Here is a 25,653-nt window from a genome sequence, read left to right on the forward strand (position 1 = left end):
CAACGAATCATGGAGGTTAGCGATGAAAGATTCACTTGAACGATATGATGTGACCATCATCGGCGGAGGACCCGCCGGGTTATACACGGCTTTTTATAGCGGAATGAGAGAACTGAAGACCAAGGTCATAGAAGCACAGGATGAATTGGGCGGAAGAGTCCTGACCTATCCTGAGAAAATGATATGGGATGTTGGGGCCATGCCCCCAATTCGTGGGGAACAACTCATTGCCCAGTTGATTGGACAAGCCCACACATTTGATCCGACGATTGTGCTCGGCCAGCGGATTGTCGGCATGGAGCGTCAGGAAGATGGAACCATCCTGCTCACCGCTGATCACGGTCAGCAACATCTGACCAGGACCGTTATTCTGGCCATTGGCTATGGCGAGCGCCAGAACGTCAAGCTTGAGATTGAAGGAGCAGATCGCTTCGAGGTGACCAACCTGCACTACACGGTTCAGGAGTTAGAACGATTCCGGGATCAGCGGGTACTAATTTCGGGCGGAGGAGATTCCGCTGTGGACTGGGCCAATGAGTTGCAGTCCATTGCCAGCAGCGTAACGATCGTTCATCGCCGGGATCATTTTGGCGGTCTGGAGCGAAGTGTTACGATGATGAAGAACTCCTCCGTCCAGGTTCGGACACCCTATACCATTGAAGCGCTCCACAGCAGCGACGGGACACAAATTGATCGTGTATCCCTCCTCCATACTGAGACGTCAGAGCGAGAGCAGTTGGAGGTTGATGCGGTCATCGTCAATCACGGCATGAAGTGCAATTATGGTTCCATCCGGAATTGGGGTCTGGATCTCGGTGAGTGGAACCTGGAGGTGGGAGCCGAGATGACGACCAACGTTCCCGGTGTATTCGCTGCAGGCGATTTTGTAGCCTATGATAGTAAAGTTGAATTACTGGCAGGCACTTTTACCAGCGGTATTCTCGCACTAAACAGTGCTAAGCGATATATACAACCAGATGCTTCACTAATGGCATATGTATCTTCACACAATGAGCTGTTCAAAGAGAAAAACCGGGCTTTGGGTATGGTTGAGGAAGAAGTTTAAACATATAGAGATACGCGTAGAGACCACTCTGATCACTCCCTATGGAATTTCCATGGAATGATCCAGAGTGGTCTCTTTTATTTGTCATTTTGTGGTTTACATTTACCAAATGTTTATCTAGTATTAACTCCAATAACACATATCTTTACATAACACTAGATAACAAGGGAGATTACAACATGCGCAAATTTTCGCCGAAACGTTACGCCGGATGGCCCTTATCATTCCTCTTATGTGCCTCCATCCTCTTCGCACCTTTTGCCTCCACTCCGGCTCAGGCTGCTGAAGCAGACAAGGAAACCAAGATTACGTTGCTGGGAACATCAGACATTCATGGCCGATTTATGCCGTGGGACTATGCCCTGGACGGTCCGAATCCGACAGGCAGCATGACGCAGTTGTACACGATTGTAAAAAAAGTACGTGCTGAGAATCCGAATACGATTCTGCTGGATGCAGGCGACATGATTCAGGACAACTCGGCTGAACTGTTCAACGATCAACCTCAATCTCCCATGATGGTCGCAATGAACGAAATGAAATATGACGCATGGGTTATGGGAAATCATGAATTTAACTTTGGATTGGACGTATTAGAGAAGATTTCCTCACAGTTCAAGGGACAACCCTTGGTAGGTAACATTTTCAAAGAAAACGGCGACCGCTACATGCCTGCTTATACGATTATTGAGAAAGACGGTATCAAGGTTGGTGTCATCGGAATGAACACACCTATGATTACGGAGTTCGAGAAAGGTACGGATCACCTGAATGGCCTCATTGTCAAAGATCCTGTAGAAGAGACCAAGAAGGCCATCGCTGAGCTGAAAGGCAAAGTGGATGTCATGGTTGGACTCATGCATATGGGACTGGATAACGAGAACGGGAACCCGGGCACCGGGGTCACGGATATCGCCAATGCCAACCCGGAGCTGGCTGCCATTTTTGCCGGACACATGCATACCCTGATTGAATCCCAAACGGTTAACGGCGTATTAATCTCCGAGCCGAACAAATATGGTTCACATATTTCACGGATTGACCTCACGTTTGCCAAAGAAGGCGACAAGGTTGTACTGAAAAGCAAGGAAGCTCAAGCACTCGCTGTAAAAGCAGCTGATGGCTCTTATGAAGTGTCCGATCCCGGACTGGAAGATACACTGCATCCGTTCCATGAGTTCGCTCGTGCCGATGCCAACATTGAAGTAGCTGAACTAAAAGGAACCAACCTGGTGCCAGCAGATGAAATCAAAGGTATTCCTGCTGTGCAAATTCAGGAGACACCACTCTCAGACTTCTTCACTGAGGTCATGATGCATTACAGCGATGCCGATGTTGTTGCACATCAGATCGATAACGATAAGGCCAAGTTGGATGTCGGACCGATCAAGAAAAAGGATATCGCGTTCAACTACCAATATACCTTTGGTGAAGTAACGGTATATGAAGTGACCGGACGTGATCTGAAGGATTACATGGAATGGTCTGCGGGTTATTTTAACTCCACACGTCCTGGTGATGTGACGATCAGTTTTGATCCGAAACGACGTGCTTCCAAATACAGCACCGACGATTTCTTCGGCGGAGTGACGTATGAGATTGACCTGACCAAGCCTTACGGCAGTCGGATTACGAACCTAAAATACAGTAATGGCAAAGTGGTTAAAGAAGACGATACGCTCAAGCTCGGCATGAATGCCTACCGGATGGAAGCCCTGATTGCCAAAGGTGGGGCACTGGAAGGACGTAAGTTCAAGCAATTATGGTCCTCCAAGGATGCTTCAGCATTTGGCGAGATTCAAGGTACGATCCGTAATCTGTCCATTGCTTATCTCAAAGACGTGATGAAGGGCGTTTACGAACCGAAAATCCAGCACAACTGGAAAATCACCGGTGTTGATCTGACAGCACCTGCACGTGCAGATATCGTAGAGCTAATTAATGCTGGCATCATGTCTGTTCCTACAACGGAAGATGGCAAGTATACCAATATTGCGTCCATTAACATTTTGGATACGGTGACTCAAGAAGAAATGACCACACTTGCCTCCAAAGCGAACGTAAGTATCGCGAAATTCTCTGGCGTGAAAACCAAAGGTGAGTTCTATCAAGAGCTGAATAAAGCTCGTAAGGCGTCCACTGGCAGTGGTGAGGAAGAGACTACTACACCTGAGAAGCCGACGACACCAACAGTACCGAAACCAGACACATCGAAACCTGGAAAACCATCGACATCACCAGGTACAAGTAAACCAGGTACAGTCGTTAAAGGTAAACAAGCCAAGGTTACTGCGGCCTACCTGAACATGCGCTCCAGCGCTTCATCCAAAGCCAAAGTAGTTACTGCCGTACCGAAAGGCACCGTCCTTGAAGTAATCAGTACAGATAAGTATGGCTGGGTCAAAGTGAAACTGGATGGACGCGTAGCTTATGTCTACGGAAAATACGTAACTATGCTGAAATAGACTTCCAATTGACGACTTTAGGTAATTAATCTATTCATAAGAAAGACCTCCTCCACAATGCATGTGGAAGAGGTCTTTTACTTTTTTTTGGATTTTAGAGCCGTATGTTACGTGTTCACTTACTCCTGCTCTAAGCTTCGCACCCTTTTCACAAACTGCTCCAGCCTGATTCCATTCATTTGTTTGGTGAATTCAAGCGCCTCGTTCGAGAACCCCTCATAGGCAGAAAGGACATAATCCCCATCGACGATATAGTACATACCATAACGAGAGAAGAAATAACCTCCATGTTGCTCGGACCCTACTCCCTTATTGATCGCTGTAACTATTCTCTGACCAGGCATAAGTTTAGGCTCGAGCGCCGCAAACGCTGCGTTATAGAACAGAAACGTCTCCTTGGCTACATCTCCTCCTACAATCACTTCGTGAACCTTTACTTTGTAAGAGACGAACTCAGCTTCGTAGGGAGTCATTCCCGTATTCTCCTGCTTTTCTGCCATTTTGCGTTCAGGTGTATCTGATTCAGTGGTCAACACCATACTGAGATTCGGCAGGACGTTCACAACCTCTGCCACAACAACTGCATCTGAGAAGTCCATGATTTCTCTAAAGGTCACTTTTTTCATCCATGGAGTCACGAGAGACTGTGGCGATAATGTGTAGTCCTCCCTCAGTTCCTGTAACCGTTCTGGGGAGAGAACATCTAAAAAAACTGATTCATCATCCGAGTTAGAAAAAGGGGCCGAGCAACCCAATAGACCGACTGTTAACGTGATTGCAAACAACCAACACACTACACGAAGATGTGTCACGCATCCTTCTCCTCCCTAGCGTTTTCTCACCTTATATTAATCCCTCTTGACATCCCAGCTTGCAAGCATGCCTCTCGCCATTTCCATATTGGATTCTTCCCCAGTGATTAACGCAAACTGTGCCACAATTGCCGGGTATGCCGCCCACTGTTCTCGAATATGCTCCAACATCCGAGGCCACACCCTTCCCCCTGCCTTCTCATAGCGATTGAGCAAATCCCGCAAGCCTTCCTCTTCGAAGAGCGCATAATAGATAACAAAATCCTTGCCCGGATCGGCAATCTCCGCCTCAGTCCAATCAATCAGTCCGGTAACCCGCTGGGCATCGTCGACGATAATGTGCTGTGGGTGCAGATCACCGTGGTTGAACGTGAAGTGCTCAGGCCAATAGCTGTCCGTTGTCAGCCAAGCTTCCCAACGCTTGGCCAGTTGATCTGGCACCTCAAAGCTTTGTTTAATCCCCTCAATATTGGCTGCAAAAGCTTTACGAGCTTCTGTAGGCGTCTTGCTGCGCACTCCGCCCTTTACCGCCTCATCAGGATCAATGTTGTGCAATGCGGCAAGGGTAGCAGCGAGCGAATCGAAGAAATTATCGGATAAGCTTTCCTGTGGAAATCGCCATGCGTACCCTCCCCCTGCCGGATCGACGACCGCAATCGGTTCTCCATCAAGTAAAGGATAAGCGATCAGTTCCGGCGTACAAATCCGCCACTCCGGTACCTCTACCGGAAGATGGCTTTTTACAACCTCCAGCACCTTGCGCTCATTTTCAGCCCGCTCCCATACATCCTCACGCCGTGGCTGGCGCAGTATCCACTGTTGTCCCTGTCCATCGGTGGCAAACGCTACCCGAAAGTCCATACCTGACTCGTTAATTTTCATGGATTCCTCAGCAATATGAAGCCCGTTCTGTGCAGCTAAAGATTTTAGTTCCTTTTGAAATTCAAACTGCTCATTCACGTTCGATTTTGTCATTTCAGGATTTCCCCTTTACCTCAATAAAATAAAAAAACACAGACATCCATGCCTGTGCAGTTCATTTCGGATATTGGGTGTACCTGAGTGCTCGCAGAAAAATAGTAGTACACTAAAGAACCACTCTAAACGAGTGTTTCTTTAATGACTAGCGGCATACGTGTAAATAGGCAAACCGATCCCGATGAGCTGCACACAGGCAGAAACACAGCAAGCGCAAACAAACGTTTCGCCATACTATCTCCATCGGATAAAATTTGCCACACGTATCCCTCCGTTCCGTAAGTCACCCATATGTTAACATATTCCATTTTTTGATTCCAGCTTAAATGGTGGTTTTTTGTTATTTTTTCAGCGATGTGTAGGAACTTTGTTGACTCAGAAACCGTAACTGTCCCTTTGGATGGAGCCTTCTTCCGAGGAATCCTACAGCCCCGAACGTGCCGTAGAATTATGGGACTGGAGTTCAGAAAGAGTTGGTTTGCATCATACGATTTAAACATCATTGTGAATTACTCCGTTAACCTACCTGCATATAGAGTATAATGAAGAGGTATACGATAAATGTACGGTGCAATGCTTGTATATAAGCATATTGCATAATTCGATTCCAAACGCTCCCGTGTATAAGTCGCTTTAAGGAATTATGCAATATGCTCTTGTATTCAAAACTAACGTAAAAGAGGTTAACGATGAGTAAGCAACAATTTAAAGATTATGGACTTGGCGAAGAAATTGTAAAAGCGCTGGATAGCCTGGGCTATGAAACCCCAACTGAGGTTCAAACTAAAGTTATTCCAGTAGCCCTTGAAAATAAAGATCTTGTGGTCAAATCCCAAACAGGCAGCGGGAAAACAGCCGCCTACGGCATTCCAGTCTGTGAGCTGGTAGATTGGAACGAAAATAAACCGCAGGCTTTGATTCTCACGCCAACCCGCGAGCTGGCTTTGCAAGTGAACGAAGACATTACCAATATCGGACGCTTTAAGCGTATTAAAGCAACCGCATTATACGGTCAGTCCCCTTTTCATGTTCAGAAAGCTGAGTTAAAACAAAGAACGCATGTCGCTGTAGGCACACCCGGACGGGTATTGGACCATATCGAACGTGGCACCCTGCCACTGGATCGGATCTCATACCTTGTCATTGACGAAGCCGATGAGATGCTGAATATGGGCTTCATCGAGACGGTTCAATCCATTATTCAAGCTCTGCCTAGCGAGCGAGTAACGATGTTATTTTCCGCTACGTTCCCTGAAGATGTAGCCAAGCTGTCGCGCAAATACATGAACAATCCGGTCGAGATTGAGATCAAGGCAAGTGGTCTTACCACAGCCACGATTGAACATGCAGTCATTCACGTGCCAGAGGTGAACAAAACGGCGCTGCTTCAGGACCTGTTTATTGTTGAAAATCCAGATAGCTGTATCGTGTTCTGTCGTACGCAGGAGAACGTGGATAAACTGTTCCGTGTCATGGCTGACCTCGATTATCCAGCCGATCGTATCCACGGAGGCATGGAACAAGATGAGCGCATCGAAGTAATGAATGCATTCAGAAGAGGACAATTCCGTTATCTGATTGCAACGGATGTTGCCGCACGCGGGATTGATATCACGAATATTACCCATGTCATCAACTACGATATTCCTTTGGAAAAAGAAGGCTATGTGCACCGTACAGGTCGTACGGGTCGCGCTGGTAAAACAGGTAAAGCCTTTACCTTGGTTACCCCGAAGGATGGCAGACGTCTGGCCGAGATCGAATCGTATATCGGATTTGCCATTCCTGTCGTGAAAGCTCCTTCCGAGGAAGCTGTTGACCGTCGTCGGGAAGAGTTCGAGAAGCGTTTGAAGATCGTGCCTGAACGCAAAAAGGACAAGCGTGAACAGTTGAACCAACAGATCATGAAGTTGAACTTCAACGGAGGTAAGAAAAAGAAACTCCGTGCGGTAGACTTTGTAGGCACCATCGCCAAGCTTGAAGGCGTCACTGCAGACGACATCGGGATCATTACGATTCTGGATAATGTGACGGATGTAGAGATCCTGAACGGCAAAGGCCCACTCGTACTGGAGCTCATGCAGAATACAACGATTAAGAAGATGCAGCTCAAGGTTCGCAAAGGTCATAAATAGATTTTGAATCTGTTTAAATAGAGTGTTATTCAAAAAGGGATCGTAGCTTATTTTATAAGTCTACGATCCCTTTTTTATATATTGAATGAGGTAAATTACTCGCTATCGCCGCTATATTCAGGATAAAGTTCCATTTGTTCATCAGGGTACACATTGTTCACTTGTACAAGATTCCATTTTTATTACACTAAATATGTAAACGCTTCACAAAGGACCGATATTAGGAGGTGTACGTAATGGGCAACAGGAAAGCAGTCTGGTTTCTGGTCTTCGCGCTCACGCTAACCATGTTTGGTGTTCTTCCAGAACGGACCAGCGCGGCAAGTGTGACCATCACCAACGGTTCCGATTGGCTGGATACCGCAGGCAACCCCATTCAGGCCAATAGCGGAAACATTCTGAAAGTCGGCAGCACGTATTATTGGTACGGAGAGCATGCGGTCAGCGGTAAGTTTGACAGCGTTAATGTCTATACTTCAACCGATCTGAAGAACTGGACGTTCAGCAATGCCATACTGACCAAGGATTCGGCCACCGAGCTAGCCTCCAGCAAAATTGAACGTCCCAAAGTCATCTACAATGCCTCCACGAAACAGTATGTGCTATGGGCGCATTACGAGAACGGTACTGATTACAATCTAGGGCGGGTTGCGGTAGCGACCAGCAGTACACCGAACGGAAAATTCACGTATGAGGGAAGTTTTCGACCTTTGGATTACGAGTCACGCGACATGACTGTTTTCGTAAATACAGACGGTACAGGTTATCTGATCACAGCTTCCCGCAAGAATGGCGGGGCCAATGATACCATGGCTATTTTCAAAATGAACGCCAGCTATACCGGTGTGGAATCCTTTGTGGGTTGGCAATTCGAGAATGCCTATCGCGAAGCTCCTGCCGTTGTAAAAAAAGGAAATCGTTACTACCTCTTCACCTCCCAGGCTGCTGGCTGGTATCCGAATCAGGGCGCGTATGCAACCGCATCGTCCATGACAGGCACGTGGTCCGCTCTTACACCTTATGGCAATCCATCGGCCTTTGGCTCCCAGATCCATGATATTGCCACGATTACAGGCAGCAACACCACATCCTATATTTATATGGGCGACCGCTGGAATCCACTTAATCTCGGTGAACATAAGCATATCTGGCTTCCTTTAACCTTGAACGATTCAAATGGAACCGCCTCACTGGAATGGTACAAAGAGTGGAATATCGATGCTGTAACAGGCACGGTATCGCCACCTTCTCTTGTTAATCACGCCCAAGGCAAAACAGCTACCGCCATCTCCACAGCCTCTGGCTCAACTGCATCCAATGTTAATGACGGCAACTATCAGACTTCTTGGGCAGCATCGTCCAATACTTGGCCAGCCTGGTGGCAGGTCGATTTCGGCGCACCGAAGACCATCACGGAGATCGATATCTCCTGGTTTATGTATAAAGGATCGGAAGGCTATTATAAGTACAAAATTGAGATCAGCAACGATGGCGTCAACTACTCCACGCTGGATCGAACCAGCAACACCACCTATGGATTTACGACCGACGCTGTTCATTTTACCGCCCGGTATGTACGTATCAATATGGTCAACGCTGTCCTGTGGAACAATCCGGGTAACTGGTACACCCCAACCCTGCATGAGGTCAAAATGTTAGGCCCAGCAACACCTGATGCGACGAATTACAGCCGTTTCAGCTCCTTCAATTATCCGGATCGGTACATCCGTCATTCCAACTTCACTGCACGGATCGACACCAACGTCTCACCTGTACTGGATTCCCAGTTCCGCGTCGTACCCGGCTTGGCCAGCTCTACAGACATCTCACTGGAGTCTATCAACTTTCCTGGCTACTTCCTGAAGCGCAACGCCAGCAACAAAATCGTACTTGAGGCATACACGGATACCGCCACCTATAAAGGAGATGCCACATTCCTGAGCAGCCCCGGCTGGGCTGACAGCTCCAAAGTATCCCTCCAGTCGTACAGCCAGCCCGGATATTACATCCGACATTACGACTACGTATTGCAGCTGGATGCCATCAATGCTTCCAGCAGCACAACGGTGAAGGGTGACGCCACGTTTGGGCGAACCGATTTTTAGTTTAGCGATCGGAGATGAGAATGAGCATCCACATCTCGAAAAAAGGCCGCTTCTTCAGATCTCATACTGAAGACGTGGCCTCTTTTGCTGTATAAAATTTATGATTGGTGTGTACCTACTTGAAGGGGCGTATCTAGGTAAAGTATTCCTTAACACTCAGGGGGCAGAGCCTGATGCCGATTCTCGAGGAAATATGCAATGGGGAGTACTCAACGCACAGGACTCACAGACTCTAAATGAATTATTATAGCTTATTGACGATATCCAAGATTTCTTTCATATTGTATGTGTCGTCCTGAATACGCCATTCTCCTTGTTCCTGTAAAAAGGTAATCTCCCCTTCTAACGGAATGGTCTTCGTTTCTTCTCCATCATAATTCGTAAATACTAAATTCAGTGTGTACTCCACAAGCATCCAATCATTTTTACTTTCTTTCATCTTCGCCTTTATATCTTCAGCATGCAGTGACGCATCTTCTTTGTCTGCCACCTGGAATGGTAAGCCCATGCTATTTCTTTCAAGATTCCGTTCAGTCAGGAAGGGCTTCAAAATCTCTTTCTTGGCTAGCACATTTTCTACGGTTAATAATTCTTCACCCTTCGTGTTATCCACTGCAAACTCCGCCTTTTTATAATCCAAGGTCATTTCAAGAGCCTGCTGCTCTTCCTGGGCCGATGCCTTTTGGTTCGTCAATATACTCAACTGACTAGTTGAAGATGGAGCTGACTCTTGAATATTTTCGGTTTTTTTGGCCTCGTTACACCCCATCATTATGATAGACATCAGAGTAACTGTTCCGATGATATAATTTAATTTACGCAAAATCATCCTCCATCCTGTGCGTTCTTGTTATCGACTACAGCTAAATACATAAGCGGGCGGCAGGTTACGGTACACCCTTGTCATGCTTACGTTTTCGAAAAATTGCTTGAGCAATCCCCGTTTGAGTAACGTGTACTGAAAAGTAATGAACTTGCCATCTTTCTTCAAATATTGCCTTGATTTAGCTAAAATGTCCAGTGATACCTCCGCAGGCAGACTCGCAAAAGGCAGTCCGGATACAATGTAATCAACCTTGTCGAGTCCATATTGTCGTAAGTGCTGATCGACATGCACGGCAGAATCGTGAATGATGTGTACATTCGGAAGATGACCGTACTTTTTGCGAAGTAGCCGGCAGAAGCGGGCGTTGTTTTCAATCAGGATCAGAACCGTCCCTGGCTGCATGTTCGCAAGCAGCATTTCCGTAAACACCCCCGTGCCCGGCCCATACTCCACAATGCATGATGCACGGTCAAATTCGATGTCTTTCACCATTTTTGCTGCTAGATATTTTGAGCTGGGGGCAATTGCTCCAATCCATCGGGGACCCTGGATGTATTGCTTCAAAAAGGATAACCATTCCATGCTGTCCGACCCCCTAAGTTGATTTCTGAGATCCGTATAGAATTCATATCTGAAGAAGCAGTCGATGAAACTAAGAAGAATAATGAAGATTTGCGACCTTGGCATGCTATATCATATTCCGGAAGGACAAACCTTGCGAATGCTGCCGGTTAAAAGCGTAGAAATATCCACAAACAAAAAAAGAGCCTACCAGATTACTTTTTAGGCCCTTAGATATAATCAAATATATTATCTAAAATAACGATTAACGGTTTGAAAATCTGAAGATCAACTTTTCTCCATCATGCGTTTGTTCCTGAAGCTCCACATAGTTTCCCTGGGTATAGTTCGATACAGTTTTTCGCCAAAAGTGTTGACCTACTTTATTTTTCTCCGAAGGATTCGTGAACAACTCCCACCGGCCCCGATACCTCTGGAAAACCTCTTTTGCAGCGTGCTCTGCAATCCCCACACCTCTGAATGGCTGCATTAGAAAGAATTCATGTACAAAGAAATCCGTCTCTGCCGAACAATGCGGCGCAGTAGCAACAAATATAAAACCTGCTGGTACGCCATCTACTCTAATCAAAAATGCATAGAGGACATTCGGTTTTTCCCACCATATGTTCTGGACATCATATTGATCTTGCAACGTTTTATAATCATCACCCATTTCAAATATCCCATGTTGATTCGGAGTGTGTTCTGTTTTCAGCCCATAATGTCCGGATAAATCATGAAGGTAGAGAGGATACATGTTTTTGATGATATATGCCTCATTGTTATGCGCTAACTGTAAGTCAATTTTCATTTTGGCTCCCCCCCCAGCTGACGTAATGTTTTGTTAGTAACCGTTCTATATTCTCATTGTATGGGTCTTCTTTCGCACAATATAGGCAGCAAACCATTTAAACTAATCCCTGCACAAAAAGCCACATTCGATTTCTCGAATGCAGCTCTAATCCTTTAATCACTTTTTGGAATATACAATTTTCTTGATACTATCGATGGACAAACAAAATTGTTCTGTGAGTTGGTCGATGGACATGCCCGCAGCAAAGAGCTGGCGGATCTCATCGTTCCTTTGCTTCAAAATCATCCGGCTGCCCGAATTCTCGCCCCACTTTTGATGGGTTTCCTTGGGTTTGGGGATGTACACCATTCCACCAGGGATATGACGCTGGATCTCCTTTAGCAATGATTCCGGAAAGATCGTGTCTGCGTTAATATATTTCATATTTGCTCCGCTCCTTAAAAGTTAAGATCTTTAAGGCAGCAGAGTCAACCGATGAACACTTGTTATACGCATTATAGTGGTGTGGCGGAAATAGATTTCAAGCTCTATACAAACAACCGCCGTTGTTCATCGCATGGACTCTGCATAGAGCGGATCGTGAAACTTCTTATAAATTGAATCATGGTAGCCCCCCATTCTAAGTTACTTTCATGGTACTCTTATATGTTCCATATGAGAACACGATATCCTTTTACAACATTCAATACTGATTCAAACTCCGTTCCAGCATCTCTCTCACTTGTTGTTGCAGCTCCAGAGGCTCAATCACCTTCACTTCAGGCCCATAGGAGAGCAGCTTCCTCGCTGTAAAAGGAAACTCCTCATACGGAACTAGTCCTCGCCATTCATTCCCTTCAACCGACTTGAACAGTACATCTGATCCTGCCAGTCTCGCCCCAAAATCCGTGAATTGCAGCACCACTTCTACGCTTTTTCTATTTTCCTTATAATTCAGCCACTCTTTCAAACTAGGAACCAACTCGTCGATAGAATCCAGCATAACCAGCTCCTGCATGCGATCCACCCGATACAACAGCACCCGATCCTTCCTCCTGGCCGGCATATACCAATACCCGTGATCGTAATAGATGCCGATGGGGAAGACCTGTACTTTTTTATGTCCCTGCCGGGAATGATATATAAATTCAATCTCTCTTTGATCTACTGCCGCGCCTAATATCTCTGTTGTTACTGCCTCGACCTGTACAGCATGATGTTGAAGGAACGTAACGTGCTGCCTCATCCGTGTAATCAGATCCTGTACATCCTGAGGTAAAGTTGAATAATACTCCACGGCGAGATGCTCACGTATCGATCCATACGGAAAATCCGGGACGTTCTCCAAATATTCAATCATCATAAACAAACCCAACGCCTCATGCTGTGTAAGTTGAAGAGGTGGCAAAATCCGATTAGGAAGCACTCGGTATCCCCCGTTCACTCCGACCTCCGTATACAAAGGAAAGCCCAACTCCTGCAGATCATTCAGATCTCGCTGGATCGTACGAATCGACACCTGAAAACGCTCCGCCAATTCACGAGCCGTAAATTTCTTTCTCGAATCCATGAGTCGCATCAATGCGAGTTTTCGATTATTCATGTTCACCCCGCCTAACTACGTCAACATTTGTCATAGTTGGAGTGTATCATACATTTCAGAAGGGAGCGATTGATATGTCTAACCATAAAGTTGTGTTATATATTGCGATGAGTCTGGATGGATACATTGCAAGACCGGATGGTTCGGTGGATTGGCTGTTCGATGTGGAAGGCGATGGCGCCGATAACGGGTATGGCGAGTTCTATTCAACGATTGGATCGGTGGTTATGGGACGTCTTACGTATGAAGAGGTGCTCAAGCTGTCAGAGGATTTCCCCTATGCGGATCGCCCGACGTATGTAATTTCCCGTTCCAAACAAGCCCCTGCACCACATGTACAATTTACGGACGAGGCTGTGGAGAACCTGATTACCCGATTGAAGCAAGACTCCAGCGGTGACATTTGGATTGTTGGCGGAGGCCAGCTGGTGCAATCCGTTCTGGAACAACAACTGCTCGATGAGGTTGAGATTGCCATTATTCCAAAAATCCTTGGCCAAGGAATCCCCCTATTTCCAACAGGGACGGTACCAACCCATTTCAAAATGATTCATACACAAACGCTGGGGCAGATCATTTCGATCCGCTATCAGGTACAAGGGAATTAATTGTAGTATAAACATCTCCACCCGATGTATAAGGTGTACCAAAAGAAGAGCCATGCCCCTCTAATTCAAGAGAGGTCTGGCTCTTCCGATTTCAAATGTAAATTAAAATTATTTTAAAATTCCCTTTAGATATTCCGCTAACGCATCAGCAGTCCTTCGATGAGATATCTCACCCGGATGACTCCTGGCGCCTACCGTCTCCTCGGTCGTATTGGGAAGCTGTATCACCGAGACTTTCGTATCTCCAGCCTGTTTCGTATAAGCGTCAACAGCACGATAAATCGCTGGCATCATGGGGAATCCAAGCATGCCGTATGCCCATACGAGATGCGCTTCTGGATTATTTTTTCGAAGTCGATCTAGGAATCTGGTCACGGCATTCTCAAAAGCAGCCAGATCCTCTTCATGGTAAGTCCCATCTTCGTTCAGGCGTTGCTTGTAGACCTTTCCAGTAACGGGGTCCTTCCATTCTGGTGTCTGAAAGGCTCCTCCATCATTGCTTCCCAGATTAATCACCACTACATCCGGCTGCCAGGAATTAAAATCATGCTTGTCCCCTGCGCCAAGTGCTGCGTTCTTATCTCCGGTCACCAATCCACAGACTTGCTCGTAATAATCAGGTATATTGGCATTCGGATTGTTATCCCAACTCGTCAGCACACCCCAGCCGCTCTGGGAGATGACGCGGTATTCTGCATTCAGCGCTTCTGCTGTCATGGCCGTATAATTATGTATGGCACTGAACCACATCGGAATCCAATCCTCTTCCGCTTTGGCCCCGATCGCACCTTCTCCAGATGTAATACTGTCGCCAATAAATTCAATCTTGTACGGTTTTTCCTCTACAGGCACGAAGACACCATCTGATTTCACCGCATGAATCTGCAAGGAACAGCCCGGATCTCCATTCATGGCCTGTACATCTTTGACGATGCGTACATTTTTCACCACATTCTCGTTCATGCCTCGGAATACACAGATCCAATACTTTCCCGCTATTAACATCTGTCTGCTCACCGGGACACCGTTAATCAGAATGCTGATCCAAGGTTCATACAGGTCATAATCAGACTCGATTTCTACCCACAACTCAGAGCCTTTTACATGAAGTTCAACCGCGCTTCCGGTCCAAAATAAGGTTAAGGGCGACCGTTGTCCTGTCGTTCTGCCATGTACTTTGAGATTGCTGACATCAGACAACGCGTACGTTTGTAATTTCTCATTAGCCTTCACGATGTATTTCCTCCCGCATAATTATTGCCCCAACAGGGCACTCTCATATGACTAGATTTTGAGAAAATCGTCTACATGCTTCTGGTATTGCTTGTACCAGATTTTCCATTCTGCTTCACGAGATTCCAAGGTACGACCATCCAGTAATGCCTCAATGACGTTCAGGCAGACATGCCACCCCGCTAAATCTTTAGGTGTATGGCTTGTGATGTGATGGATGGTTTCGAGCAGCAGCAGACGACATCCATTCGGCTCTGGATATAGCTCAAACCGAACCCGGTCTTCTGCCCAGGTATATTCGAGAACAGAGCCAGGGATAAGCTCGATAATGTTGAGTTCCTTAAAGGTACCATCCGGCATATTAAACTTGATGCTTCCACCTTCCCGAAGATCCGTTACTTCGAGTTCGGAGAACCATTTTGCAAGCTTTTCGTTTTCCGTCAAAAAGGACCATACATCCTCCACAGCGTGCTTCCAATGACGTTCAAAACAAGCCAGGGTGCCATTCGGTACTCGCTTCAAATCTGCAATCATAATGTACCTCCTCCATAAGGATAGATCATGACTTACCACTCTAAATATGAAATTAATCGATATTATGCAAAGCCTGAAGTGCTTCCTCTTTGTTTTTCAAAAATAAAACATGCTTGCCATGGTTACACTCATAGATGAAGTCTCTGAGGCTTTTGCTGTTGTATCCGTCAAAATCTCCGACTATGGCAAGTTTAACCTGGTAATTCACATATTTCTGCAAAATATCACCTGCAAGTTTGGTCTTCAATTCGAAGAAATCTTCGGTGAGGTTGGATTTATCAATCAAGATTTTATGAGCGTCATCTGTGTAGTTCACGGAGGCCATCAGATCAAGAGCGTCTTGAACATTGTTAATAACGACGTCATTACTTTCGATGATGGCAACCTTGGAGCTGCCCTGTTGATCAATGATTATATTCATTTTAACCCACCTTCCCCTTATTACATTATTGGATTAATATTCGGTCATCCATAAATTGAGTGATATGAAGTACGGCATGCCGGATATACTTGCTATCTTCATAAAGCTTGCTTAACATAACGCCTCCCTCAATAATGGCGATGATGTTGCTGCTCACTTCCTCCAGTGCAATATCTGCCCTGAATTCCTTTTGCTCCGTACCCTGAATAAGGACCTGTGTCAGCTCATTCAGCAGATTGGTCATGGCATGCTGTGCCCTTTCTTTCAGCAAAGGGTGTGCATCATCACTTTCAACCGCAGTATTTAGTAGGGGGCATCCCCCTTCCAGCGTATTGTTTTCCATCATATCAATATAAACGCCGCATATGGCTAGTAGTTTGTCTTTGGAACTTGTGACGCCTTTAAGAGCCTGTGAGTGGAATTGCAGCATCTGTGATACCGAGTAATCAAAAGCAGCCAGTGCTATCTCATCTTTACTTTCAAAATGATTATAAATCCCGCCCTTGCGAACGCCGCAACGTTCTATAATTTCAGACAGGGAGGCACCGGTATATCCCTTCGTGTTAAAAAGTGCTGCCGATTCACGAATAATATGTTCTTTGGTGATTTGGCCTTTGCGCACAATGCTCCCTCCGTTTCCATTCATACCGATTGGTCTTAAAATATCATACGCCTATGGCTTAATACAAGCACGCATTCATACGTATGCTGTACATGAAAACAAAAAATCAAGGATGTTGCATGAGAAGCACGGTTTATGTTATTTTAAAACAGACCGGTCGGTATTATTTTAGCAAATACATGTTATATCTAAGGAGAATTTCCGCCATGACGCTAACCATTCAACATATCCGCCATGCTACCTCCCTGATCACCATACAAGGGAAAACGATTCTGCTCGATCCAATGTTAAGTGATGCGGGAGAACTTCCGCCTATCCCCTTCACACGTCATATTCATAGAAACCCAACTGTTCCCATATCTGTGCCACTAGAAACTTTCGAACACATTGATGCGATCCTCGTTACACATTTGCATGTTGACCACTTTGACAAAGCGGCAAAGAAGATACTCAACAAAAAGATACCTGTACTTTGCCAGCCGGAGGATCAACAACGCATTATATCGTGGGGGTTCGAGAATGTATTCCCTATCGAGCAGTTCAGACACTGGGAGGGTATTGATTTTACAAGAATTCGTGGTCTGCACGCAAAAGGAAACATCTCCAAACTGCTTGGCCCCGTATCCGGGTTTATCCTGAATACACCTGACGACGGATCGTTGTATATTGTGGGTGATTGTGTCCTTACAGATCAGATTAAGCACGTGTTCGAGCAGCACAAACCCCGGATATGCATAGTCAATGCACCCAACGCTCAACTGTTATTTGGTTCCATTATTACAATGATACCCGAGGATATCGGTACAATCCTGAAGATTTCACCTTCCACCAAAGTTGTCGCTGTACATATGGATGCCATCCGACATTGCACTTCATCAAGAAAGGATCTATTACAGTATATAGAACAGCAGCAGTTATTAGATTCAGTCGTGATTCCTGAGGATGGAGAATACATTTACTTTTGAAATATAAAAAGACTGGCACAAAATAACGCCCTATATTCATCACCCACGATCTGGATAGAAAGCGTCGTCTGCACCGTCCTCATTAATGAGATTGGCTTTTGGAATGGATACAACAAATGTGGAGCCCTTTTCGCCTTGCGGCGCTGATTTCACGCTAATTCGGCCTTCCAGAGACTGAACGATATCACGTACATGGGACAAGCCAATTCCGGTTGCTGCAATGCCCACTTCATTGAATTTGGTTGTATAACCCGGTTCGAAGATCACGTCTCGCTTTGCCTCGGGTACACCTTTCCCAGAATCGATGACTACAAATTGCACATCCGCTCCCCCTTCCAATACTCGAATCCGAATCGTTCCGTCGTTCTTAATGGCTTCCACGGCATTGGCGATCAGATTGTTCATCACAGTTAAGAGAGGAATATAGTAAGGGGAGTCGCAATCATATTTCTGCTCAATGTGGATCTCAATCTTCTTATTCAGCATTTCACTATATTTCCGATTTCCCTTGGTCGCAAAGTTTAGTACCTCGGAAAGGCTCATATTCACTGATTTTTCGCTATCGTACAATTTCAACAGACCTGCTAGGATACGTTGGGAGTCTTTTTTGACCTCATGAATCTGTTGAGCAATGCCGAGCGTCCGCTGGCTGTATTGGTTCAAGTCCTTCTCTCTGAGATCGCGATAAAGGTCGTAGCTGTCCACGGCAATGCCTTCAATCGTATTCATGGCTTTTTTCAGATAAAAGACTTCACCGTACAGACCTGAGTTAACGCTCAGCATCTGCTCCATCCGCTTCTCCTGCTCAGCATGCAGCAGTCGCATCTGCCTCACCGCAAAACTGTTATACAGCCCGATGATAAAGTAACTTCGCAAACCACCGAGCACCAGCAGATAAAGCCATTCTTTCATATAAAAGATATTGGTCCCACTCAACACACCGCGAATGAATAGCTCCACGAGATTCGAGGAAAAATCAATACACGTAATCAATCCACCTAGTACAAGAGGCGGTATCTCATGGAATCTGTTCTTGAGTTTGCTGAGGCCATAGGTGAACACGACATAATACATTCCCGCGCCCAGATTATCCTGCATGCTTTCGATGATCGAGATCGAATTCACATGATTCAGTAAGTCAGCCGATTGAAAAATGAAGTTCGCAATCCCCGCCAAAATCCCTGTCTTTACATAAGACAGATGCGGCATAAGCATCAGCAAAAATAAAAGTATACTTACACCCAGACCAATCCGGAAGTAATCTTCCCGAAAAGGATTTATTTTAAAAAGCGCTCCCACAGCTGTGGCAAAAGCAACTGCAGTCATTTGCACATTTTCATTTCGAACCCAATTGCGCATCATATTCCACCCACCATACATCCGATTAAGTAAAAATACTAACATATGAAGAATCCTTTAGAAATCCTGTAGCTTAAAATAGTTACACATTTTGATTTGGCAAAATTTAATTGTATACTATTAATTACACATCCATTAAGCTCAACCAGATGAACAAAGAGAGGATGATTTCACATGTCGGAAACCAATCAACTGTTCGGACAAGCCCTAGTCAAATCACTAGTCGGAGAACGCGGACATATTCGTATTGCACGCGCTCTACCGGACATTAGCGTAGAACTAGCTAGTCGCAAACATGAACATATGCCATACAGTATCTATCAATTGGTGAAACATATGCATTACTGGCAACAATTTATGTTGGAGCATTTGGAAGGAAGAAAGCCGCAGCTTCCAGCGAATGTGATGGAGAGTTGGCCAGAAGATACGGGTCCTCAGGATGAAGCAGCGTGGGAGGCAGATATTCAGGCCTTCCTGGACGGGGTAGATCGAGCAGTAACGATTGCCGAAACGGTGCAGTTGGATGATTCACTGCCGTATTTCCCAGGCGAAACCAAAGCCGGACTTTTGCGTAACATCGCATCTCATAACTCGTACCATCTGGGCGAGATTGTGCTGCTGCGTCGCTTCTACGGGGCATGGCCACCACCAGGAGGCGGTTTCCCAGCGTAACCCTATTTACATCCGATCAATTGGACGAATTTACAGACACATACATCTAAGCTGTGAAAGGACGATTGTTCCTTTTACAGCTTCTTGTGGTTATAGGCAAGTGACATCCATTGAATTGCAGATTATAACGCTCATATCCTGCTCCAGGCTCATATATTACTTCAAAGTACGTATATGACTTTGAGGTGCGTACTTCTCATCCTTCTTTTTCTGACCCACAATATGAACAGAAGAAGAGAGGAGCATGTCCATTGAAAACCGAACAATTGGTTACCCGTTACACCGCGCTTGTCATCGGTGCTGGAGGTGTCATTGGAAGAAACCTCATCGATTATCTGATGACACTTCCGCAATGGGATATCATTGGTGTATCTCGCCGCGGAGGAGAAGATGCCCCCAAGTTACGTTATATATCAGCTGATTTACTGAACGAAGCAGACACACAAGACAAACTGAGTCATTTAACGACCGTTACGCATATTTTCTACGCCGCGTATCAGGATCGCCCAACCTGGGCCGAATTGGTACAGCCCAACTTGGCCATGCTCGTCAATGTGGTGAATACCATAGAACCGATCGCTCCAAATCTCCAACATATTAGCCTAATGCAAGGTTATAAAGTGTACGGTGCACATCTGGGTCCATTCAAAACACCTGCCAAAGAAACAGATGCACATCATATGCCCCCTGAATTCAATGTCGATCAGCAAATGTTTCTCGAGAATCGGCAACCCGGAAGTAGCTGGACCTGGTCAGCCCTGCGCCCGTCAGTTGTATGTGGATTTGCCCTGGGTAATCCAATGAACCTTGCCATGGTTATTGGCGTTTATGCGTCTATCTCCAAGGAGCTTGGCTTGCCACTTCGATTCCCTGGGAAACCAGGAGCGTATCATTCGCTTCTTGAAATGACTGATGCCACATTGCTGGCTCATGCAACTGTATGGGCAGCAACCGAACCTCGCTGTGCCAATCAGGCATTTAATATCACCAATGGCGATCTGTTTCGCTGGAATGAGCTATGGCCCAGAATCGCTGCATTTTTCGAATTGGAAACCGCACCTCCACTCCCCCTCTCACTTGCAACAGTGATGGCAGATAAAGAAGATCTTTGGAATTCCATGATTGAAAAGTATGGTTTGGTAAACACCCCTTATGATGATGTCTCTTCCTGGGTATTTGGTGACTTTGTCTTCTCGTGGGATTATGACTTCTTCGCAGATGGTTCCAAAGCTCGCCGCTTCGGATTTCATGATTTTATTGACACTGAAGCTATGTTTATGGATATTTTCAGAAATCTACGTGAGCGCAAGATCCTTCCGTAAAGTAAATAAAATGCATAATAAGCCGATTCGTGAATTCCAGAATCGGCTTATATAAGTTCCTCAACGGTCCGTAGTAGTTGGCGGCTTAAACAGAATTTTTCCTCGATCACCATAAACATTCTCCACGTGTATATCGCCCCACCTACACATCAGATGAAGAATCTCTTTAAGACTCCACCCATACTCTGTTAATTCATACTCCACTTTAGGCGGGACCTGGTGATGGGAAATACGGACAATGACCCCCGCCTCCGTTAGTTCACCAAGTTGCTGAGTCAACACTTTCTGGGTGATTGCAGGGATCAGCTTCATCAGCTCACCATTACGTTTCTTGCCAAAGGTAAGATGGAATAGAATAACGGGCTTCCACTTTCCCCCGATCACTTCAAGAAAAGCTTCAACTGCGGTGTTATATACTTTGAGCGGTTCCTCCATATCACCCTCTGTCTCCCTTCCAGGCTATTTTTCAATCTCCCGATTCATCTTCTCAAAAATGTTTACTAATTGGGCACGATCTTCTTCGTTCAGTTTCTGGAATAAATTCTTGCGCAGCTTCTGCCCCTCCAAGATTGCTCTTTCAAGGACTTCGGCCCCTTTGTCGGTAATGCTCAAATATATTATGCGTCGGTCAGCCTCATCTACGATCCTGACGGCTAATTTCTTGGCAACCAGCTTATCAGCTAAATAGCTGAGCGTAGGTGGGGTCAGGCCCAATAGCTTGGCAATATCCGAAGGTCGGCTTTTTCCATTTTGATTGAGATGACTGAGTACAAGCACATGAGAGACGCCGAGGTCCTCATTAAACGATTTGTTCCACTGTATAATCAATTTATTGGTGAAATTGTCCATGTTGTGTATGAGCTCAAAAATGTTCTGTTCTTCCATGTGTTCCTCCTCGCAAAAATAAAACAACAGCCCTTATTCAACTTAAGGGCTGTCATCATTTTACACGCTATTGGGCTGAGTATCCACCATCGATAACCAGCTCAGATCCTGTAATGTACGAAGAATCATCCGAAGCCAGGAACAGTGCAGCGTTGGCAATATCGATAGCCTGCCCCAGACGTTGCAGAGGCGTTGCCTGAATGAGTCGGTCAAGCAGTTCCTTCGATGTGTTCAAGGCTTGCGTCATTGGTGTTTCGATGATCCCCGGGAAGAGAGCATTCACCCGAACACCTTGACGACCAAAGGTTGTCGCTGCCGCTTTGGATAATGCGCGTACCGCGCCTTTGGATGCCGAATAGTGGTTAAAGCCTTGTCCAATCAATGCGGTGTATGAAGAAATATTGACGATGGAACCTTTCTTTTGTGCTGCCATATAAGGAGCTACATGCTTCATACCAGCAAATGGGCCAAAGCCATTAATGGAGAGCATTTTCTGCCAATCCTGTGCATCAATCTCCTCAAATGGCTTCTCTGAAGAAATACCTGCATTGTTGACCAGAATATCAATTTTACCAAAACGTTCGTTAACTACTTTCGTTAATATCTCCCAATCTTCATCCGAGGAAACATTCAACTTCATTCCGTACACATTCTCTTTTTGGCTTGCTTTCTCCAGCGCTTCCTCATTAATGTCTGCAGCAATAACGATAGCGCCTTCCTTTGCAAAGAGATCCACCATGCCTTCACCAATTCCTGATGCTCCACCAGTAATAATAGCTACTTTATTATCTAATCTTCCCATATGAAACGCTCCTAACGTATTTTATTTGTACGACGCTGTTTTAGTTGTTAGTCGTATTGTGTGAATTCATAAACTCTTCAAAATCGGGAACGGTTGGGTTGGCAATATAATGGCCGCCCTCAACCTGGATGGTCTGACCGGTAATGAATTTGGACTCATCTGAGGCCAGGAATACGACGGTGTATCCAATATCATCGGGTTCCCCGTGATAAGGCAGTGCGTTATATTTCGCGAACATATCCAATACATCCGGAGGCATATTATTCTGGGCTGCCGGGGTCAAGATCAATCCAGGTGCGACAGCATTGCAACGAATGTTATGTTTGCCATATTGGGTGGCAATATACCTTGTTAGATTCACTACTCCTGCTTTTGAGGCACCGTAAGCAACCCGCACCGCATCGCCTGTAAAGCCAGCCATGGAGGCCGTATTAATGATGGAACCCTCACCCGCTTCAATCATATGAGGGATGGCGAATCTACAGCCGAGCAACACGCTTTTCAGGTTCACGTTCATCAGCCGATCCCACTCGTCCAGATCTACGTTAACCACGTCCAAATCCTTCTTCAGGTTAGTCAGGCCAACGTTGTTGAACAGACTCGTGAGCTTACCATATTGCTGCACCGTAAAATCCACAGCTTCCTTAATCGAAAATTCATCTCCGGCATCAACAAAAACGGCCACTGCCTCTCCGCCTTGAGCCTGAATATCCGCTGCCGCTTCTTTTGCCCCATTGACATTGAAATCAGCAATAACGACTTTTGCTCCTTCTCTCGCCATCAATTGGGCTGCGGACAATCCTATTCCAGAAGCGCCTCCAGTTACAAGGGCTACTTTGTCTTTCATTCTCAACATGGTTCTCAAGCTCCTTTCATAAAGAAACCGAAAATAAATAACAGCTCTATTATTTAGATTACTAAATATTAGATGTCTAAATAATAGCAGAGGAATGGTCGTTCTGCAATGCATACGGCCCTGTATCCTTATTTTGGATGCCTTTAGCGAAGCAAGGTAAGTGTTTAAAATGGGAATGGAAAAACCGGATAAGACTAACCTTATCCGGTTGGCTTAATTTGATCATGTAGTTGACCCATTTTTAATTCAACAATTCAACACAGTCATACACCCACCCGGCACTTAACCAATTGCCCAAGTCGCTGGAGCCGCTAATTGGCGTAATGGTTACCGTGTTGGACCCATTAACAAAATAGGATGCCGGTATATTCCAGGAAAAGGTTGTATTGTTGCCTCGGTAGGTCCCAATCGTAAAGCTACGAGAGTTCGGTTGGGAGGAGGCTGCCGGATTGGTTAACGTCTGACCGTTAATCGTTACGCTGGGTCTTCCATTGTTGTATGCTGCCGTAATACCGATGTTAAGTACATGCGAAGATGCCGCTTGGGAAGAGTTCAGGCTAAAGGTAACGGTTGTGGGCGAGTTTTGTCCCCGGAACTGAATCGCTGGGAACTTGTTGGTTGCACTGCCAGTGGCATAACTGACGGGTCCCCAGCTTGGATTACGGCTATCGGAAGGATGACGGATCGGAATCGTCTGGCCGTTCAGGAACTCCGACGGTGTACCATCCCAATTCCCAATGCGCCAGATGCTGGATGCTTTACTTGGGTCATTGTTAATCATACGCGTATTCAGCGTTGTCGTTGATCCTCCAGTGACGTTCACACTTTCCGTATAGACGGCCAGTTCCCCCTTATACACCGTCATGGTGTATGTACCTGGAATCATGCTGTATTTGGCAGCTGCCCCGCTCGAAGAGGCATTCACCCAATATTGGGCGTTGCTGTTGGCAAAACCAACCGTATATGCATAACCCGTATCCATGCCAGAGAGCCCGTTAAGCACGACATTACCTCGGCTGGACACCCAACCTGTCAGGTTCAGACTCGACATCCAGTTAAAATCAGGTACGCTTGGCGTTGCACCGGTGGTGAAGATCAAGGCATACGGCCCATGCAGGCCCATACGCCAATTTTCTGTCTGGGCATGTCCTGAATTCATGTAATTGTAGACCTCCGTATCTCCACCACTCTGGAACTGAATATCACGGAAGAACGGACCTCCCGAGCTCTTCTCTCGGTCGCCATAGGCCATAAACACGCCCACACCATTCCCCGTAACGCCTCGAATGGTCAGATCCTTGGCCTGGTCGTTGCCGTAATACTTCGAGGTACTCTGTCCGTTGGCGTAACCAAAAACATCCTCGCTCTCAATCGCGCCGGTGTTATTCCGATTATTCGAGTTGGCCGGAACCCCTGTTAACACGCTGCCGTTACCCCGGAAAATATAGCGCAATTCCCCCACAGACGGTTCTGCTGTGACATACGTTGCCATATAGATAATGTTCTCACCGCCACGTGATGCATAGTAGTGGGTAAGCGTGCTGGTTGAGACGGTGATCAATAGGGTTGATCCCGAAGGAGATGTGTTCCAGGTTACATTGGCAGAGCCCAAACCAGAGCTGATATGTGACCCCTTGCTGGAGCCGTTCAGCTCTGTTCCGTTCATTTTGGCAGATATGATATCGCCATTGGTTTTATTCACCGTGTATACCAGACCTGCTCCTGTGTTTACTTCAATCCTCGACCCGTTATCCGTAACATTGATGGTGGCTGCGTGTCCGGTGGATGTTGGATATAATACCGCTGCTGCCATCATCACCAGTAATAGAAACGAACTGAATGCCTTCTTCATTAAACGTCTGCTCACGAGCTAATCCCTCCCTGGAATAGTTTTTTTAACGTTTTCGTAATGGGCCAAAATCAGATTTAAATATCGTATATAAGATAGCTTAACTAAAAAATAAAGCGCTTACATTATAATGTATGACAAACGAGCCTATGTCTCATCTCGGTATTCGTGATGCATGCGG

Annotated in this window: 26 protein-coding genes; 8 read left to right on the forward strand and 18 right to left on the reverse strand. The window is 45.9% G+C overall.

What is annotated here, in order from left to right; translation table 11 throughout:
• Positions 1-22 precede the first annotated feature (22 nt).
• Positions 23-1,066, forward strand: a complete 1,044-nt coding sequence (locus BLS14_RS14565) for an NAD(P)/FAD-dependent oxidoreductase (protein WP_064641577.1) — start codon at positions 23-25, stop codon at positions 1,064-1,066.
• A gap of 179 nt (positions 1,067-1,245) precedes the next feature.
• Positions 1,246-3,531: a 5'-nucleotidase C-terminal domain-containing protein gene (locus BLS14_RS14570; protein ID WP_090952514.1), complete on the forward strand. Its 2,286-nt coding sequence runs from the start codon at positions 1,246-1,248 to the stop codon at positions 3,529-3,531.
• Positions 3,532-3,650: 119 nt separating this feature from the next.
• Here the strand turns inward: BLS14_RS14570 and BLS14_RS14575 are convergent, their stop codons facing one another.
• The 3 genes from BLS14_RS14575 to BLS14_RS32605 form a co-directional block, all read right to left on the reverse strand.
• Positions 3,651-4,343, reverse strand: coding sequence for a hypothetical protein (locus BLS14_RS14575; RefSeq protein ID WP_090952517.1), 693 nt, complete (start codon positions 4,341-4,343; stop codon positions 3,651-3,653).
• Between the two features lie 36 nt (positions 4,344-4,379).
• Entirely contained in the window at positions 4,380-5,318 is a 939-nt protein-coding gene (locus BLS14_RS14580) for a macrolide 2'-phosphotransferase (protein WP_090952519.1), read from the reverse strand.
• 125 nt (positions 5,319-5,443) lie between these two features.
• The gene (locus BLS14_RS32605; protein WP_157258564.1) at positions 5,444-5,584 is read right to left on the reverse strand and encodes a hypothetical protein; all 141 of its coding nucleotides are present in this window, start codon (positions 5,582-5,584) and stop codon (positions 5,444-5,446) included.
• Between the two features lie 426 nt (positions 5,585-6,010).
• Here BLS14_RS32605 and BLS14_RS14590 point away from each other — a divergent pair, with 426 nt between their 5' ends.
• Together BLS14_RS14590 and BLS14_RS14595 are read left to right on the forward strand one after the other, a co-directional pair.
• Positions 6,011-7,456, forward strand: coding sequence for a DEAD/DEAH box helicase (locus BLS14_RS14590; RefSeq protein ID WP_063565829.1), 1,446 nt, complete (start codon positions 6,011-6,013; stop codon positions 7,454-7,456).
• A gap of 287 nt (positions 7,457-7,743) precedes the next feature.
• On the forward strand, positions 7,744-9,561 hold the full coding sequence (locus BLS14_RS14595; protein ID WP_256336490.1) for an AbfB domain-containing protein: 1,818 nt from the start codon (positions 7,744-7,746) through the stop codon (positions 9,559-9,561).
• Positions 9,562-9,805: 244 nt separating this feature from the next.
• On the opposite strand, the gene BLS14_RS14600 is transcribed toward BLS14_RS14595, so the two are convergent.
• The 5 genes from BLS14_RS14600 to BLS14_RS14620 all read right to left on the reverse strand — a co-directional run bounded on the left by BLS14_RS14600 (position 9,806) and on the right by BLS14_RS14620 (position 13,344).
• A complete protein-coding gene (locus BLS14_RS14600) occupies positions 9,806-10,384 on the reverse strand; it encodes a hypothetical protein (RefSeq protein WP_090952524.1) in 579 nt (192 codons plus the stop codon).
• Positions 10,385-10,411: 27 nt separating this feature from the next.
• Positions 10,412-10,969 carry a class I SAM-dependent methyltransferase gene (locus BLS14_RS14605; protein ID WP_090952527.1) on the reverse strand — a complete coding sequence of 186 codons (558 nt, stop codon included), beginning with the start codon at positions 10,967-10,969 and terminating at the stop codon, positions 10,412-10,414.
• A 244-nt stretch (positions 10,970-11,213) separates the two neighbouring features.
• Positions 11,214-11,759: a GNAT family N-acetyltransferase gene (locus BLS14_RS14610; protein ID WP_090952530.1), complete on the reverse strand. Its 546-nt coding sequence runs from the start codon at positions 11,757-11,759 to the stop codon at positions 11,214-11,216.
• Between the two features lie 159 nt (positions 11,760-11,918).
• The gene (locus tag BLS14_RS14615; RefSeq protein ID WP_063565824.1) at positions 11,919-12,185 is read right to left on the reverse strand and encodes a CD3324 family protein; all 267 of its coding nucleotides are present in this window, start codon (positions 12,183-12,185) and stop codon (positions 11,919-11,921) included.
• 259 nt (positions 12,186-12,444) lie between these two features.
• On the reverse strand, positions 12,445-13,344 hold the full coding sequence (locus BLS14_RS14620) for a helix-turn-helix transcriptional regulator (RefSeq protein WP_090952533.1): 900 nt from the start codon (positions 13,342-13,344) through the stop codon (positions 12,445-12,447).
• A 74-nt stretch (positions 13,345-13,418) separates the two neighbouring features.
• Between BLS14_RS14620 and BLS14_RS14625 the strand changes: the two genes are divergently transcribed.
• On the forward strand, positions 13,419-13,952 hold the full coding sequence (locus BLS14_RS14625; RefSeq protein WP_371121634.1) for a dihydrofolate reductase family protein: 534 nt from the start codon (positions 13,419-13,421) through the stop codon (positions 13,950-13,952).
• 108 nt (positions 13,953-14,060) lie between these two features.
• Here BLS14_RS14625 and BLS14_RS14630 read toward each other — a convergent pair whose 3' ends face one another.
• Genes BLS14_RS14630 through BLS14_RS14645 form a run of 4 tightly spaced genes read right to left on the reverse strand, consistent with a single transcriptional unit; the run spans position 14,061 to position 16,762 of the window.
• A complete protein-coding gene (locus tag BLS14_RS14630) occupies positions 14,061-15,185 on the reverse strand; it encodes an SGNH/GDSL hydrolase family protein (protein WP_090952536.1) in 1,125 nt (374 codons plus the stop codon).
• Between the two features lie 51 nt (positions 15,186-15,236).
• A complete protein-coding gene (locus tag BLS14_RS14635; protein WP_090952538.1) occupies positions 15,237-15,719 on the reverse strand; it encodes an SRPBCC family protein in 483 nt (160 codons plus the stop codon).
• Positions 15,720-15,771: 52 nt separating this feature from the next.
• Positions 15,772-16,140: a DUF4180 domain-containing protein gene (locus BLS14_RS14640; RefSeq protein ID WP_090952541.1), complete on the reverse strand. Its 369-nt coding sequence runs from the start codon at positions 16,138-16,140 to the stop codon at positions 15,772-15,774.
• A 25-nt stretch (positions 16,141-16,165) separates the two neighbouring features.
• Positions 16,166-16,762 carry a TetR/AcrR family transcriptional regulator gene (locus BLS14_RS14645; RefSeq protein ID WP_090809328.1) on the reverse strand — a complete coding sequence of 199 codons (597 nt, stop codon included), beginning with the start codon at positions 16,760-16,762 and terminating at the stop codon, positions 16,166-16,168.
• A 206-nt stretch (positions 16,763-16,968) separates the two neighbouring features.
• Between BLS14_RS14645 and BLS14_RS14650 the strand changes: the two genes are divergently transcribed.
• A complete protein-coding gene (locus BLS14_RS14650) occupies positions 16,969-17,727 on the forward strand; it encodes an MBL fold metallo-hydrolase (protein WP_090952543.1) in 759 nt (252 codons plus the stop codon).
• 39 nt (positions 17,728-17,766) lie between these two features.
• Here BLS14_RS14650 and BLS14_RS14655 read toward each other — a convergent pair whose 3' ends face one another.
• Positions 17,767-19,089 carry an ATP-binding protein gene (locus BLS14_RS14655; protein WP_256336475.1) on the reverse strand — a complete coding sequence of 441 codons (1,323 nt, stop codon included), beginning with the start codon at positions 19,087-19,089 and terminating at the stop codon, positions 17,767-17,769.
• A 171-nt stretch (positions 19,090-19,260) separates the two neighbouring features.
• Between BLS14_RS14655 and BLS14_RS14660 the strand changes: the two genes are divergently transcribed.
• Positions 19,261-19,758 (forward strand): DinB family protein, encoded by a 498-nt coding sequence (locus BLS14_RS14660; RefSeq protein WP_079697042.1) that lies wholly within the window; start codon positions 19,261-19,263, stop codon positions 19,756-19,758.
• 251 nt (positions 19,759-20,009) lie between these two features.
• On the forward strand, positions 20,010-21,080 hold the full coding sequence (locus tag BLS14_RS14665; RefSeq protein ID WP_090952546.1) for an SDR family oxidoreductase: 1,071 nt from the start codon (positions 20,010-20,012) through the stop codon (positions 21,078-21,080).
• Between the two features lie 60 nt (positions 21,081-21,140).
• Here BLS14_RS14665 and BLS14_RS14670 read toward each other — a convergent pair whose 3' ends face one another.
• From BLS14_RS14670 to BLS14_RS14690, 5 genes are all read right to left on the reverse strand, one after another.
• On the reverse strand, positions 21,141-21,515 hold the full coding sequence (locus BLS14_RS14670) for a winged helix-turn-helix transcriptional regulator (protein WP_063565814.1): 375 nt from the start codon (positions 21,513-21,515) through the stop codon (positions 21,141-21,143).
• Positions 21,516-21,539: 24 nt separating this feature from the next.
• Positions 21,540-21,965, reverse strand: a complete 426-nt coding sequence (locus BLS14_RS14675) for a MarR family winged helix-turn-helix transcriptional regulator (protein WP_090952549.1) — start codon at positions 21,963-21,965, stop codon at positions 21,540-21,542.
• A 67-nt stretch (positions 21,966-22,032) separates the two neighbouring features.
• Positions 22,033-22,767 carry an SDR family NAD(P)-dependent oxidoreductase gene (locus BLS14_RS14680; RefSeq protein ID WP_090952551.1) on the reverse strand — a complete coding sequence of 245 codons (735 nt, stop codon included), beginning with the start codon at positions 22,765-22,767 and terminating at the stop codon, positions 22,033-22,035.
• A gap of 40 nt (positions 22,768-22,807) precedes the next feature.
• Complete coding sequence (locus tag BLS14_RS14685; protein WP_090952554.1) at positions 22,808-23,623, reverse strand: SDR family NAD(P)-dependent oxidoreductase; 816 nt, start codon at positions 23,621-23,623, stop codon at positions 22,808-22,810.
• A gap of 241 nt (positions 23,624-23,864) precedes the next feature.
• Positions 23,865-25,490, reverse strand: coding sequence for a rhamnogalacturonan lyase B N-terminal domain-containing protein (locus tag BLS14_RS14690; RefSeq protein WP_090952557.1), 1,626 nt, complete (start codon positions 25,488-25,490; stop codon positions 23,865-23,867).
• Positions 25,491-25,653 lie beyond the last annotated feature (163 nt).

The sequence above is a fragment of the Paenibacillus sp. OK060 genome, from assembly GCF_900101205.1.
Classification (GTDB): Bacteria; Bacillota; Bacilli; order Paenibacillales; family Paenibacillaceae; genus Paenibacillus; species Paenibacillus marchantiae.

Coding starts and splice junctions, on each gene's coding strand:
- BLS14_RS14565 (WP_064641577.1), top strand. CDS start 23: ATGAAAGATTCACTTGAACGATATGATGTGACCATCATCGGCGGAGGA.
- BLS14_RS14570 (WP_090952514.1), top strand. CDS start 1,246: ATGCGCAAATTTTCGCCGAAACGTTACGCCGGATGGCCCTTATCATTC.
- BLS14_RS14580 (WP_090952519.1), bottom strand. CDS start 5,318: ATGACAAAATCGAACGTGAATGAGCAGTTTGAATTTCAAAAGGAACTA.
- BLS14_RS14590 (WP_063565829.1), top strand. CDS start 6,011: ATGAGTAAGCAACAATTTAAAGATTATGGACTTGGCGAAGAAATTGTA.
- BLS14_RS14595 (WP_256336490.1), top strand. CDS start 7,744: ATGTTTGGTGTTCTTCCAGAACGGACCAGCGCGGCAAGTGTGACCATC.
- BLS14_RS14605 (WP_090952527.1), bottom strand. CDS start 10,969: ATGGAATGGTTATCCTTTTTGAAGCAATACATCCAGGGTCCCCGATGG.
- BLS14_RS14610 (WP_090952530.1), bottom strand. CDS start 11,759: ATGAAAATTGACTTACAGTTAGCGCATAACAATGAGGCATATATCATC.
- BLS14_RS14615 (WP_063565824.1), bottom strand. CDS start 12,185: ATGAAATATATTAACGCAGACACGATCTTTCCGGAATCATTGCTAAAG.
- BLS14_RS14620 (WP_090952533.1), bottom strand. CDS start 13,344: ATGAATAATCGAAAACTCGCATTGATGCGACTCATGGATTCGAGAAAG.
- BLS14_RS14625 (WP_371121634.1), top strand. CDS start 13,419: ATGTCTAACCATAAAGTTGTGTTATATATTGCGATGAGTCTGGATGGA.
- BLS14_RS14635 (WP_090952538.1), bottom strand. CDS start 15,719: ATGATTGCAGATTTGAAGCGAGTACCGAATGGCACCCTGGCTTGTTTT.
- BLS14_RS14640 (WP_090952541.1), bottom strand. CDS start 16,140: ATGAATATAATCATTGATCAACAGGGCAGCTCCAAGGTTGCCATCATC.
- BLS14_RS14650 (WP_090952543.1), top strand. CDS start 16,969: ATGACGCTAACCATTCAACATATCCGCCATGCTACCTCCCTGATCACC.
- BLS14_RS14655 (WP_256336475.1), bottom strand. CDS start 19,089: ATGATGCGCAATTGGGTTCGAAATGAAAATGTGCAAATGACTGCAGTT.
- BLS14_RS14660 (WP_079697042.1), top strand. CDS start 19,261: ATGTCGGAAACCAATCAACTGTTCGGACAAGCCCTAGTCAAATCACTA.
- BLS14_RS14670 (WP_063565814.1), bottom strand. CDS start 21,515: ATGGAGGAACCGCTCAAAGTATATAACACCGCAGTTGAAGCTTTTCTT.
- BLS14_RS14675 (WP_090952549.1), bottom strand. CDS start 21,965: ATGGAAGAACAGAACATTTTTGAGCTCATACACAACATGGACAATTTC.
- BLS14_RS14680 (WP_090952551.1), bottom strand. CDS start 22,767: ATGGGAAGATTAGATAATAAAGTAGCTATTATTACTGGTGGAGCATCA.
- BLS14_RS14685 (WP_090952554.1), bottom strand. CDS start 23,623: ATGTTGAGAATGAAAGACAAAGTAGCCCTTGTAACTGGAGGCGCTTCT.